The sequence below is a fragment of the Streptococcus sp. E29BA genome (assembly GCF_041807805.1).
GTDB classification, from domain to species: domain Bacteria; phylum Bacillota; class Bacilli; order Lactobacillales; family Streptococcaceae; genus Streptococcus; species Streptococcus entericus.
In genome coordinates this window covers 1-12,585 of record NZ_JBGTZA010000044.1, presented here as the reverse complement: position 1 = coordinate 12,585, position 12,585 = coordinate 1, and the positions used below count along the sequence as shown (strand labels likewise).

Annotated in this window: 12 protein-coding genes, 2 pseudogenes and 1 riboswitch; of the genes and pseudogenes, 6 read left to right on the top strand and 8 right to left on the bottom strand. The window is 44.8% G+C overall.

Annotation, left to right across the window (positions count from 1 at the left end; all coding sequences use genetic code 11):
• Positions 1–145 precede the first annotated feature (145 nt).
• From ACERC8_RS08960 to ACERC8_RS08950, 3 genes and pseudogenes are all read right to left on the bottom strand, one after another.
• Positions 146–1,387, bottom strand: coding sequence for an aminopeptidase (locus ACERC8_RS08960; RefSeq protein WP_373659546.1), 1,242 nt, complete (start codon positions 1,385–1,387; stop codon positions 146–148).
• Between the two features lie 197 nt (positions 1,388–1,584).
• The gene (locus ACERC8_RS08955) at positions 1,585–2,334 is read right to left on the bottom strand and encodes an amino acid ABC transporter ATP-binding protein (protein WP_373659545.1); all 750 of its coding nucleotides are present in this window, start codon (positions 2,332–2,334) and stop codon (positions 1,585–1,587) included.
• A 3-nt stretch (positions 2,335–2,337) separates the two neighbouring features.
• A pseudogene (locus ACERC8_RS08950) lies at positions 2,338–3,708 on the bottom strand (amino acid ABC transporter substrate-binding protein/permease); the annotation flags it as partial.
• Between the two features lie 278 nt (positions 3,709–3,986).
• Between ACERC8_RS08950 and uvrB the strand changes: the two are divergent.
• The 4 genes and pseudogenes from uvrB to ACERC8_RS08930 all read left to right on the top strand — a co-directional run bounded on the left by uvrB (position 3,987) and on the right by ACERC8_RS08930 (position 7,751).
• Positions 3,987–5,978 (top strand): excinuclease ABC subunit UvrB, encoded by a 1,992-nt coding sequence (gene uvrB, locus ACERC8_RS08945; RefSeq protein WP_373659544.1) that lies wholly within the window; start codon positions 3,987–3,989, stop codon positions 5,976–5,978.
• 22 nt (positions 5,979–6,000) lie between these two features.
• Positions 6,001–6,435: pseudogene (locus tag ACERC8_RS08940) on the top strand (AbaSI family restriction endonuclease).
• 3 nt (positions 6,436–6,438) lie between these two features.
• Positions 6,439–6,828, top strand: a complete 390-nt coding sequence (locus ACERC8_RS08935; protein WP_373659548.1) for a hypothetical protein — start codon at positions 6,439–6,441, stop codon at positions 6,826–6,828.
• Between the two features lie 311 nt (positions 6,829–7,139).
• Complete coding sequence (locus ACERC8_RS08930) at positions 7,140–7,751, top strand: acetate uptake transporter (RefSeq protein WP_373659543.1); 612 nt, start codon at positions 7,140–7,142, stop codon at positions 7,749–7,751.
• A 128-nt stretch (positions 7,752–7,879) separates the two neighbouring features.
• Here the strand turns inward: ACERC8_RS08930 and ACERC8_RS08925 are convergent, their stop codons facing one another.
• Positions 7,880–8,650 (bottom strand): TraX family protein, encoded by a 771-nt coding sequence (locus tag ACERC8_RS08925; RefSeq protein ID WP_373659542.1) that lies wholly within the window; start codon positions 8,648–8,650, stop codon positions 7,880–7,882.
• Between the two features lie 33 nt (positions 8,651–8,683).
• Positions 8,684–9,112 carry a GtrA family protein gene (locus ACERC8_RS08920; RefSeq protein ID WP_373659541.1) on the bottom strand — a complete coding sequence of 143 codons (429 nt, stop codon included), beginning with the start codon at positions 9,110–9,112 and terminating at the stop codon, positions 8,684–8,686.
• A gap of 28 nt (positions 9,113–9,140) precedes the next feature.
• Positions 9,141–9,240, top strand: a riboswitch (PreQ1 riboswitch).
• Between ACERC8_RS08920 and ACERC8_RS08915 the strand changes: the two genes are divergently transcribed.
• Positions 9,238–9,747, top strand: coding sequence for a QueT transporter family protein (locus ACERC8_RS08915; protein ID WP_373659540.1), 510 nt, complete (start codon positions 9,238–9,240; stop codon positions 9,745–9,747). (Overlaps the previous riboswitch by 3 nt.)
• Positions 9,748–9,809: 62 nt before the next feature.
• The gene (locus ACERC8_RS08910; RefSeq protein WP_373659539.1) at positions 9,810–10,964 is read left to right on the top strand and encodes an MFS transporter; all 1,155 of its coding nucleotides are present in this window, start codon (positions 9,810–9,812) and stop codon (positions 10,962–10,964) included.
• 128 nt (positions 10,965–11,092) lie between these two features.
• Here the strand turns inward: ACERC8_RS08910 and ACERC8_RS08905 are convergent, their stop codons facing one another.
• The 3 genes from ACERC8_RS08905 to ACERC8_RS08895 all read right to left on the bottom strand — a co-directional run.
• Complete coding sequence (locus tag ACERC8_RS08905; RefSeq protein ID WP_018367403.1) at positions 11,093–11,335, bottom strand: type B 50S ribosomal protein L31; 243 nt, start codon at positions 11,333–11,335, stop codon at positions 11,093–11,095.
• Positions 11,336–11,429: 94 nt separating this feature from the next.
• Complete coding sequence (locus ACERC8_RS08900; RefSeq protein WP_373659538.1) at positions 11,430–12,095, bottom strand: GNAT family N-acetyltransferase; 666 nt, start codon at positions 12,093–12,095, stop codon at positions 11,430–11,432.
• Positions 12,096–12,483: 388 nt separating this feature from the next.
• A partial coding sequence (locus tag ACERC8_RS08895) for an IS3 family transposase (protein ID WP_373659547.1) occupies positions 12,484–12,585 on the bottom strand: 102 nt, incomplete at its 5' end.

Here is a 12,585-nt window from a genome sequence, read left to right as displayed (position 1 = left end):
TTCCATATGAGTCTTTCTAATGTGAATTTAGTCGCTTTTCATTATAGGTCATATGGGCTTTTTTCATACTCAAAAAGGCTCCATAATCTCCGAGGTGGATTTAACCACTACAAAAATTATAGAGCCCTTTTTTATATGATAAGGATTATTCAGCCCATTCTCCGCCACGGAAGATTGGAACACGAGTGCCGTCGGCCTTGATGCCGTCGATGTCCATGTGTTCAGAACCGATCATGAAGTCCACGTGAGCGGTTGAGCGGTTGAGTCCAGCTTCCTTGAGCTGTTCAGGGGTCATTTCAGTGCCACCCTTGATGGAGAAGGCGTAGGCTTGACCGATAGCCAAGTGGTTAGAGGCGTTCTCATCGTAGAGGGTGTTGAAGAAGGTCAGACCTGACAATGAAATTGGGGTCTTGTGGGGTACCAGAGCCACTTCACCAAGGGCACGGGCACCATCGTTTTCTTCCACCAAGCGTTTGAGGGTTTCTTCACCTTTTTCAGCCTTAACGTCAACGATTTGACCGTCTTTGAAAGTAAAGGTCATGCCTTCGATGACAACACCAGCGTAGCTGAGTGGTTTCGTTGAGGTCACAACACCATCAGCGCGACGGTAGTCAGGCGCACAGAAGACTTCCTCAGTTGGCATGTTGGCGATGAATTTCTCACCTTGGGCATTGATAGATCCTGCAGCTTGCCAGCTGTGGTCTTTTGGCATACCAAGGACAAGGTCAGTGCCGGGAGCAGTGTAGTGGAGGGCGTCAAACTGTTGCTCGTTGAGCCAAGCAGCGCGTTCTGTCAAGCGAGCTTCGTGCTCGTCCCAAGCCTTAACAGGGTCATCCTCGTAGATGCGGTTCATCTTGAAGAAGGCATCCCAGAGAGCATCAACCTGCTCTTCTTCGCTCGCTAGGTCTGGGAAGACCATAGCCGCCCATTCTGGACTAGCAGCAGAGGCCAAGTTCCAGCTGATTTTGTTGGCTTGGCTAGCATTACGTTGCTCTTCGAGGGCGATAGCCATAGCTTTCTGAGCTGTTTGAATGCGGTCTGGGTTAACCCCACCGTAAGCGTTAGGGTCAGATGATAGGATAACTAAGCGGCTAGCTTTTTTACTGAGCAAATAGCGAGAGCGTTCAACGATGTAGCCTGGTACATTTTCCAAACGCTCAATGTCAGCATGGAGCAGACGTTGGCGAGAAATTTTGTCATCAACGAAGTCTACAATAACTTCAGCAGCTCCCTTGGCGTAAGCTTCTTCGGTCAAGAGGCGGGCGAAGGCAACATGCTCAGCAGCAATTGAGATGATGAGGGTATGCCCTTTTTGGACGTTAACGCCTTTAGCAATCAAGAGCTGGGCGTATTTTTTCAGGTTCTGGTCAAAATTTGGTAAAACCATAAGTGTCTCCTTTTCTTTTTATGACCTTTCTACTTTACCATATTTTCTGATTTTTCACAAGAATTGATGAAAAGAACATGTTAAACACAAAAAACATGCTGTAACAACTTTTACATGGTTAGCTCTATTGGCACTTGCCTTGATTTTTGATTGGCAGTTGCAAAAAATTCCCCTCAACTCAGTGAAGGGAATCTACATTACACATTTAAGACCTTATCTAAGAAATCTTTGAGACGTGGGTGTTGTGGGTTGTCAAAAAGTTGCTCTGGGGAGCCATCTTCGAGGAATTGACCGCCGTCTGTAAAAATCACACGGTTGGCCACCTTTCTAGCAAAGCCCATCTCGTGAGTGACAATTAGCATGGTCATACCTTGGTCGGCCAAATCTTTCATAACATTGAGCACGTCGCCAACCATCTCAGGGTCAAGAGCAGAGGTTGGCTCGTCAAAGAGCATGATGTCTGGATTCATAGCCAGACTACGTGCAATGGCGACCCGTTGCTTTTGACCGCCTGACAGGCTGTCTGGGTAGGCATCTGCCTTATCGGCCAATCCAACTTTTTCCAAAAGGTCGTGACCGACCTTATCAGCCTCGTTTGAGCTCAGCTTGCCTAATTCGACAGGGGCAAAGGTGATGTTTTCAATCACGGTCATGTGAGGGAAAAGGTTGAAGTGCTGAAAGACCATGCCGATGTTCTCCCTTGCCTTGTCTACATTAGTGGCTTTGTCGGAGAGGTCAAAGCCGTCCACAATCACCTTGCCACTCGTAATGGTCTCAAGCAGGTTGAGGGTGCGCAGGAAGGTTGATTTGCCAGATCCTGACGGACCGATGATACATACCACATCACCTTCGTAGAATTGGGCAGTGATGCCTTTTAGCACCTCGTTATCACCATAGGTTTTGTGCAAATCTTGCACATCAATTTTTAATTCTCTTGTTGTGGTCATGGCTTAGTTCCTTTCCAGTTTCTTGGCTAGTCTGGTCAGTAGGGTAATGATGACCAGATACATCACTGCTAGTATAGCATACATGCGGAAGGATTGGTAGTTTCTGGCGATGATGATCTTCCCTGTTTGGAAGAGTTCAACCATTCCGATGGCTGAGATGATGGTCGTGTCTTTGAGTGAGATGACAAACTGGTTGATGAAGTTGGGTAACATGAGTTTGGTGGCCTGTGGCAGGATGATTTTCTTCATGGTGGTTCCGTAGGAAATGCCTAGGCTACGAGAAGCCTCCATCTGACCAACAGGTACGGCTTGAATGCCTCCGCGGACGATTTCGGCAATATAAGCTCCGCCATTGAGCGTTAGCGCAATAGTACCAGCCACAAAGTCGTTAATGGGACTCTGCTGACCGGTCAGGCTCTCAAGGAGATTAGGTATGCCCCAGAAGATAAAAGCGGCGACAATCATGAGGGGAATGCCTCGTACGACGTCGACGAAGATAGCTGAAAGGATGCGTAGAGCCTTTATAGGGCTGACGGACATCATACCGACGATGATGCCGACCACAGTCGCTAAGGCAAAAGAGATCAAAGCCAGAGACAAGGTTGCCCAAAGCCCAGATAGGAGTTGCTTGTAATTGTTGCTAATCAATCCGGCGATGGTAGTCTCGTTAACAGCTGATGCGGTTGTGCTGGTTTCGCCCAGATACTTGGCAATAATTTTGTCGTAGTCTCCGTTAGCTTTGAGGGCGGCTAGCCCATTGTTGAACATGGTGATGAGTTCGGGGTTGCTGCCTTTTTTGACCGCAAAACCATACTCACCTGATGGCTCGCCTGAGATTGGGGTAGCAAAGTTTCTGCCTTGGGTAATAGCATAGCGGAGAACCGCTTCATCGTCCATTAGAGCATCTAAAGCGCCAGAATTGAGGCTGTCATACATGGCTGAGGCTTCATCAAAAGCCTTGAGGGTATAGCCGTATGTTGTTTGATTTTCTTCTAAAAACTTGTAGGACGAGGTACCATTTTTGGCGCCGACAGTTTTACCAGTCAAGTCCTCGTAAGTAGAGATATTGCTTCCGTTTTTTACCGCCAGCAAAATGTTTGAGGTGTAGTAAGGGTCGGAGAAATCAAAAATTTCTCGCCGGGCATCGGTGATGGACATGCCAGCGATGACGGCATCAGCCTGACCGGCTTGAACCGTATTGAGGGCGGCATCGAAACCTGGGTTGCTGATGGTAATCTTGAAGCCCTGTTGATCAGCGATAACCTGAATTAGCTCCATGTCAATGCCGACATAGTTGCCCTTGTCGTTTTGGTATTCAAAGGGTGCAAATGATGAATCACTGACGATGTGGTAATTCGATTTGATCGGTTTTGCGATAGTGTCATCTGCAGCAACGAGTCCACCAGATAAAATCACAAGAAATGTCATAAAAAGTGACGTCATAAAAATTAAAAATCGCTTCAAAGTTAGCCTCCTTGGTTAGATATAGGGCTATTATAACAAGATTTTTTCTGTCAGTCAATAAACGATTTTAATTGATGTTAGTTTTTTTTACATTATAAAAATTAGAGTCTCGATAGATTTGATTTCAAGTCAGTCAAATAGTTTCTGATGTGGTAAAATAGGATAAAAGAAGAAAAAGGAAAAGCATAATGATTGACCGTAAATCCGATAATCAATTCAAATTAGTCTCCAAATATTCCCCATCAGGTGACCAGCCGCAGGCCATTGAGCAGCTGGTGGATAATATCGAGGGAGGCGAAAAAGCTCAAATCCTCATGGGAGCAACGGGAACGGGCAAGACCTACACCATGAGTCAGGTCATTGCTCGTGTTAACAAACCAACGCTTGTCATTGCCCACAACAAGACCTTAGCTGGTCAGCTTTACGGCGAGTTCAAGGAATTTTTCCCTGATAATGCTGTGGAGTATTTCGTGTCCTACTATGATTACTACCAGCCTGAGGCTTATGTGCCATCCAGCGATACCTACATCGAAAAGGATAGCTCGGTCAATGACGAAATCGACAAACTTCGTCACTCGGCGACCTCAGCTCTGCTGGAGCGTAATGATGTTATCGTGGTGGCCTCAGTGTCCTGCATCTATGGTTTGGGGTCCCCCAAGGAATACTCGGACAGCGTGGTCAGTCTGCGTCCTGGTCAGGAGTTGTCTCGTGATGACTTGCTCAATGCGCTGGTGGATATTCAGTTTGAACGCAATGACATCGACTTTCAGCGGGGGCGGTTCCGTGTGCGGGGTGATGTGGTGGAAGTCTTTCCAGCTAGCCGAGACGAGCATGCCTTTCGGGTCGAGTTTTTCGGTGATGAGATTGACCGTATCCGTGAAATCGAAAGCCTGACAGGGCGGGTGCTGGGTGAAGTTGACCACTTGGCTATCTTCCCAGCCACCCACTTCGTGACCAATGAAGACCACATGGAGCAGGCCATTGCCCAAATCCAAGATGAGCTTGAAGAGCAGCTCCGCCATTTTGAACAAGAGGGTAAGCTCCTCGAAGCCCAGCGGCTCAAGCAGCGGACGGACTACGATATCGAGATGTTGCGGGAGATGGGCTATACCAATGGCGTGGAGAACTACTCTCGCCACATGGATGGACGACAAGAGGGCGAGCCGCCTTATACACTTCTGGACTTTTTCCCAGAGGATTTCCTCATCATGATCGACGAGAGCCACATGACCATGGGGCAAATCAAGGGCATGTACAACGGTGACCGCAGCCGCAAGCAGATGCTGGTCGACTATGGCTTCCGCCTGCCATCGGCTTTGGACAACCGCCCACTTCGCCGTGAGGAGTTTGAGAGCCACGTCCATCAGATTGTCTATGTATCGGCGACCCCTGGCGACTATGAGATGGAGCAGACCGAGACCGTGGTCGAGCAGATTATCCGACCGACAGGGCTGCTGGATCCCGAGGTGGAGGTGCGTCCGACCATGGGGCAGATGGATGATTTGCTGGGTGAAATCAATAGCAGAGCAGAAAAAGGGGAGCGGGTCTTTGTCACCACGCTAACCAAGAAAATGGCAGAAGACCTGACCGACTACCTCAAGGAGATGGGGGTTAAGGTCAAGTACATGCACAGCGACATCAAGACCTTGGAGCGGACGGAGATTATCCGTGACCTGCGACTGGGTGTCTTTGATGTGCTGATTGGAATTAACCTGCTGCGTGAAGGGATTGATGTGCCAGAGGTGTCGCTGGTCGCTATCCTCGATGCGGATAAGGAAGGCTTCCTGCGCAATGAGCGTGGTCTCATCCAGACCATCGGACGGGCAGCTCGTAACGCCGAAGGCCATGTCATCATGTATGCCGATAAGGTGACCGAGTCCATGCAACGGGCTATGGATGAAACCGCCCGCCGCCGTCAACTCCAGATGGTTTATAATGAGAAGCACGGCATTGTCCCACAAACCATCAAAAAAGAAATCCGCGACCTCATCGTCATCACCGAGTCTGCTAAGGGTGAGGTGGCAGAAGAGACCGTGGACTACTCGGCTATGAATAAGACCGAACGGACAGCCGCCATCAAGAAACTGGAAAAAGAAATGCAAGCCGCCGCAGAACTCCTCGACTTCGAACTGGCCGCCCAAATCAGGGATATGGTGCTAGAGTTGAAAGCGATGGGGTAAATAAGGTTTACGGGAGAATGAGATGACGAAAGAAATAACAGAATTAGAATATTATGCTAACTTGATGACAAAAATTAGCCATAAAAAATATGAGTATTACGTTGTATCAAGGATTATACATTTATTAGATGATTTTGAGATAGAGTTCACAACTCAGTAAGTTGTTAGAAAACCCAATGGGAATTATCTCATGGATTTATTTTTCCCGCAGTTCAATATCGCGGTTGAGATAGATGAACCATATCATATAAAAAACTTTGAACTTGATAAATATAGAGAAAAAGAGATCATAAATCTTACAGGAATAACTATAAAACGAATTACTATAACTGACTTATACGATGTTGATGAACAAATCAAAAGGCTGGTTCAAGAGATAAGAAATTGTAAAAATTCCAAGATTAAAGCAAATCAGTTTATGCCCTTTCAATTTGACAAGCGATTTGATGTACAATAATGGATTGATAGAGGAAAGTTGAAAGTTACAGATAATGCTAAATTTAGAACGCATGTAGATGTTTTGAAATTATTTGGCAAAGACTATAAAGGTCATCAGAGAGCAACTTGGAAAATTTTAGAAAATACGCAAGTTTGGTTTCCTAAACTTTATAGCAACAGGGATTGGACAAACGAATTGATTGATGATGTGAAGATTATTCAAACTAAAAATGATGGAATAATGTTAATTGAAAATATAGTTAAAAATTCTATAGTTTTTGCACATCAAACGGATGTGTTCGGAAAAACGTATTATGTATTCAAGGGAGTTTTTGAATGTGTTAAGGCCGATTCTGAGTCCATTGAGTACAATAGAGTATCTGAAGTATTAGATTTAAAAACGTTTTTATAACATGATTAGATATTTTAAGTTAGTTAATTCTTTACAAAATTTAGGGTGGGTAGAATTTTTATTTGTGGAGTAATTAATCAAAAGTATAGAGCAGCTAAGTTTAGATTCCAGATAGTAAAAAACTAGATGCCTGTTTTAAATAGTTAACTGGCTGCCCAAATCAGGGATATGTTATTGGAGTTGAAAGCGATGGGGTAGGGATTCGTAATGTTGCGCAAATTGATGTTTATCGCCACAATTCCCCGTTGACACCAAACGTAAAATCTGCTACCCTATAAAGGTTGATGATTACAATTTTAGAAGGAGACCTCATGTCTGAAACCAAAATCATCAAAATCGCAAATGCTGACCCATCGGCTTTAGGGCTGTTTGGCTTAGCTATTGTTACTCTTGTTGCCTCTTCTCAAAAACTAGGCATCACGCAGGGGACGTCGTTGGTTATCCCGTGGGCCATCTTCCTCGGTGCCTTTGCCCAGCTCTTTGCCTGTATTCACGATGCTAAGCGCCAAAACCTCTTTGGGACGACGGCTTTTGGTGCCTACGCCCTGTTCTGGTTTGGCGTTGCTATGAGTTGGATGACCCAAAACGGCGTTTTTGGGGCTAAAATGGCAGAGCTGGCTGATGTGAAACAGTTGAGTTTTGCTTTTCTGGGCTACCTGATTTTCACGCTGGTGATGACCCTAGCTGCGACTGAGACCAATAAGACTTTACTGACCATCTTTGTCTTGATTGACCTTCTCTTCATCGGTCTGACCCTTTCGACCTTGGGCATCGCAGAGCATGCCATGCATAGCTTAGCTGCCTATAGCGAGCTGGCGATTTCAGCTGTGTCTTTCTATGGCTTTGTGGTTAATATTTTAAACGGTCACTTCGGTTACCAATTTTTACCATTTGGTAAACCGCTAGGTATCTTTAAAAAATAAAAGCAGGACCTATTGGTCACTGCGACGACTTATTTTATAGAAAATAGGGAATAAATAATCAAATGAGGACTGGATCATGTCCTCGTTTTTTGTGATAAAATCTATTTTATTGATGTTAAGTGAAAGATTTAGAAAACATAAAATGCTAGGATTCCCAATATAAGCATGTGGATAGGGTAGAAGAGATACTGGGCTATCTGGGTAGGTTTAGATTTGTAGCCAGCTCTGCCATTGTACAGCCAGATAAAGGCCAGTGCCAAAGGAGCATAGAGTTGAGGCGACAAAAATGAGAAGCCAAAGTGTTGAAAGAGCAGGGGGAGGTTTTCCCAGCCGTTGGCACCAAGGTAGGAGAGGTTGGCAAGTCCTAGATTGACCAAGAGGAGGGTGAACAGTTGACCGAGGCGGTGTGACCATGTGGTGCCTCGGAATAAGTAGTATCCAAGAACAGTTATTACACCAAGACCGCGGTAATCGGTATCGAGAAATTGGGCGAGGTTGTAAGCGATAGCAGTGATCAGGATACCGCTAGCTAATGCGCCCCATTTTGGCAAGATTTGACGGCTTTGGTCAACCAGCCAGATGGTTATCAGGCTGATAACAAATGTCCAGATAACATTCTGAAAGGGGGTATAGCCCCAGGTGCCCTGTAACATGAGATGAAAGGGGAAATCGGAGATGACCGCGAGGGCAGATAATCTTAAAAGATACCGGCGGAAATCTTTGGTGTAGCTGTAGCCTTCTACGATTAAAAAAGCAAAGATGGGAAAGGCTAATCGTCCGATGTAGCGGAGCCACAGAAATTGTGGGAAAAAGACCGCACCTGTGTGGTCAATAAGCATGATTATCATAGCGATGAAGCGCAAGGAAAAGGCGGAGAATCCTTTGAAGGTGTGTGGCATGGTTACTCCTTTCGAGAAGAGTTACGGATTAGATTATTTTTTATTGGTAAAAATGAGGAGTTTGCTAATGAAATAATTGCCAACCACAATCAGGAATTGGGCGATGACGCTCTCAATTTTATTGATCATGGCGAGGTCATGATGAACAAACTGACCAATCAGTTGCGGGTATTTATCAATGAAAATATAGGCCAATATCACATCGAGTGCAAGAGTGCCAAGTCGTGCCAGGAAAAATTTAACAAAACGTGCTTGCCAGCCCTGCTTATTTTGCCGAAAAACAAAGGTATCGTTGACTAAAAAGGCAAAGATAATAGCAGTCATGTTAGCAATAACCGCTGAGTGCAAAGCCGTTTGTTTTAGAAATTCAAATAAAGCAAAGCGGATGCTGAGGTAGACAAGGGTGGTCAAGACACCAAAGAAGAGGTAGCTAAAAATCTCGTTATTAAATAATTTTTTCATACTCAGACTATACCAAAAAAACTAAAAATATGCTACAATAAAAACGTTCGTTTACGGACCCTCGGTGCTTATTTCCCTTTCGCCGAGCATATTAGATGCGGGAAAGCCGCTAAAGGAGAAAAGAAATGAAAAAATTGACAGTTACTGACTACACGCACATGGCTATCGTTGCTGCTATTTATGTTGTGTTGACCATTACACCACCGTTTAATGCCATCAGCTACGGTCCGTACCAGTTTCGGATATCAGAGATGATGAACTTCTTGACATTTTTCCATCGGAAATACATCATCGCTGTTACTGCGGGTGTTGTTATTGCCAACTTGTTTACTTATGGCTTGATTGATGTGGTTGTAGGGGGCTTATCGACCTTAGTTTTCGTTGCTCTGGGAGTTATGCTATTCAAAAAATACCAGAATGAGCGCGTTTTGGGTGGACTCTTTAATAAGGCATTTTTCTATTTTTCCTTATTTTTTGCAGCTAGCATGTTTACCATTGCAGCAGAATTGACTATTATTGCTGGAGCTCCCTTTTTCTTGACTTGGGTGACAACAGGTTTGGGAGAATTGGCTTCGCTTTTAATCGGGTCATTGCTGATTGAGCATTTGAGCCAGCGATTTGATTTGACCAAGTAGTCGATTTGGTAGTGAAGGATATCTTACCAGCCGGTAGATGTCCGTTTTATTTTGGAGGTTTTATGAAACGTTTGATTGAAAAAATGAGCATCCTATCCTTGTCGGTAATGCTGGTGTCAACCTTTGCAGTGTCGCCTGCCTTACCTGCCATGATTGCTTTTTTTGAGCCGTTAGGGATTTCTGGTGCTCAGGTTGAGTTTTTGATTACCGTGACGTCCTTAGCCATCATGGTTTCTCTGCTGGTTAATCCTTACCTAGAGGGCTATCTGCCTGAGCCGGTCATGATTAGTTTGGGATTGGTACTGATAGCTTGCGGCGGTAGTCTACCTTTGGTGACAAGGTCTTACGTGCTGATTTTCTTAGGACGGTTGATTCTTGGAACCGGTCTTGGGTTTATCAATGCGCGAGCCATCAATATTATCAGTAGTCACTATGATGGTCAGGAACGTTTGCAAATGCTCGGCTTTCGAGGTGCAGCAGAAGTGCTCGGCTCAGCTAGTTTGACTGCATTGGTCGGGCTTCTCTTGCCTTTGGGCTGGACAGCCAGTTTTGCCATTTATCTGGTTGCCTTTCTTATTTTGGGGCTGTATCTGGCTTTTGTGCCAAAAACACAGCCCGGTCAGCGCCATCAAGATAGTGACGCAGATGTTCGTTTGCCGAAATCACAGTGGCGACAAGCCATCTTTTTAGGTCTTATAGCGGGTTTTGTTATTCATATCAATACCATGCTGACCCTGAAAATTCCATTACTTGTTGAAGGGCTTGGTCTAGGGACAGCAGCCCAGTCGAGCAGAATCATCAGTGCTATGATGCTGATGGGAATTTTGGCAGGGCTCTCGTTTAGCTTTCTGGTACAACGATTAGGTCGCCAGTTGCTGGGTTTGTCAGTTCTTCTTTTTGCTGGATTAGTGTTGTTGGTTAGTTTGGGAAGTAGTCTTTTAGTGCTTGGAACGGGCGCCATCTTGTCTGGTTTTTGTTACAGCACTGTTCTCACTATCGTGTTCAATCAAGCCTCAGAAGGTGTTTCAGCTCGTCTATTGAATAAAAAGATGACTATTGTTTTGGTAGGCTGTAATCTTGGTGGAGCAAGTTCGTCGATTTTGCCAGCTTTTTTGGAACAAATTTTTCTAAATACTCAGACGATTGTGCTCATTTATGCTGTGCTGTGCTTACTCGCCGGTGTCTATCTATTAGCTCGTCCCTTGAAGCACTCTTAACTAGTCAGGTGGCTGGATGTCCAGCCACTTTTTTAGTGCGCCTAAATGGTTGCCGCACATAAAAAGCCTCTTCCGATATTCTCGGAAAAGGCTTGTTCTCAGTGATTTCCACTGAGAAATAGGGGTTTTTATTTGAGACCGTATTTTTTGTTGAAACGATCCACACGTCCATCTGCTTGCGTGAACTTTTGACGTCCAGTGTAGAATGGGTGTGAGTCAGATGAAATTTCCACACGAATCAGTGGGTAAGTTTCGCCTTCGAACTCAACAGTTTCTTTAGATGGTTTCGTTGAACCACTAAGGAATTGGTAACCAGTTGTTGTGTCAAGGAAAACAACTGGACGGTAGTCTGGATGAATGTCTTTTCTCATCGTAAAAAATCCTTTCTGCCATAGCCCTTTGTGAGCCATAGTTATTAACCATTACATTTTACCAAAAATAGCAGAGCTTGGCAAGAACTTTATCTTAAATTTCCCAAGAAATCTCATAAGCTTGATAAGGGTAATTTAAGCCATAGCCCAGCTTTTCAGCTAATTGGCGAGAAATGAGCGTATGGGCGTCCCATGACGGAGAGAGACCTTGCTCTAAGCATCGCAGGATGAGACGTGCAGCAACCACCGTTGCTAATCCCTTTAAGCGATGGTCTGGATGGGTGCTGATGTCGATTTCGATAGCGTCATCTGTTCGAGCATAAGAGGAAGCTCCTGCTACGACAGCGTCACCAAACCAGATAACCACGCCTAATCCATCTTTGGCATAAGCAGTTGCTGTCGGAAAGTTGCCGACCAAGTCACGCGACCACGGTTCTCTTAAACACTGGTCATAAGCCAAATCATTGAGATACTCTAAACGATAGCCATCAGGTAGGCCATCTGCCAAAATTCTTAACCTAGCTTGATCAAACTGATTCGCAATCATGGCATATCGGGTAAAACCGTGTGCTTTCTCTCCGTAATGATGCTCAATCAGGTTTGCCCATGCATCAGTAGTCGGTACTAGAATGATGTCTTGACCATGACAGTGTTCAACCAGATTGAGCAGTGGCTCTCCTGCCAAAAATCCAAAGGCACCAAATTGCCCGATTCGTGCCAAAACAGATTGAGGATTGTCTGACTGGTCACCCCCAGACATCACCCATCTGACAAGTTAAGCAAGCAGTTAGAAGCACTTGTTCCCACCCGTTAAACAAGTGAGCAATGCTTTCAGGTTTCTCCAAACGTTTAATCATCTTGTTTTCTCCATATTGAGGACAGTTGTTCAGCCATGAGACAAGCAGTGCCAGGTACTGTAGAGTGAACTTGTTCACCGCTTATTTCGCACTTTTTAGACTGGGAAAACTGTGTTTTATCCTGTCTATCGTTTTACAGAATAGTTCGTTTTCATTAACGAAGGATAAAAGTCCCAGTGGTGTAGGCAACAGGTTAACATCAACAAAACCACCTTGGTTGAGTAACCCATGTTAATCTGTCGATAAATAACTGCAACGATGTACTGACCCCCAAAAGTTGGACAAGAAATATTATTGAAAGGATTTAATTCTGTACTGCACAGGACTAAGTCCTTTTAATTTTGTTTTGATTCGTTTGTTATTGTAGTAAAAAATATAATCGCTAATTGCTTG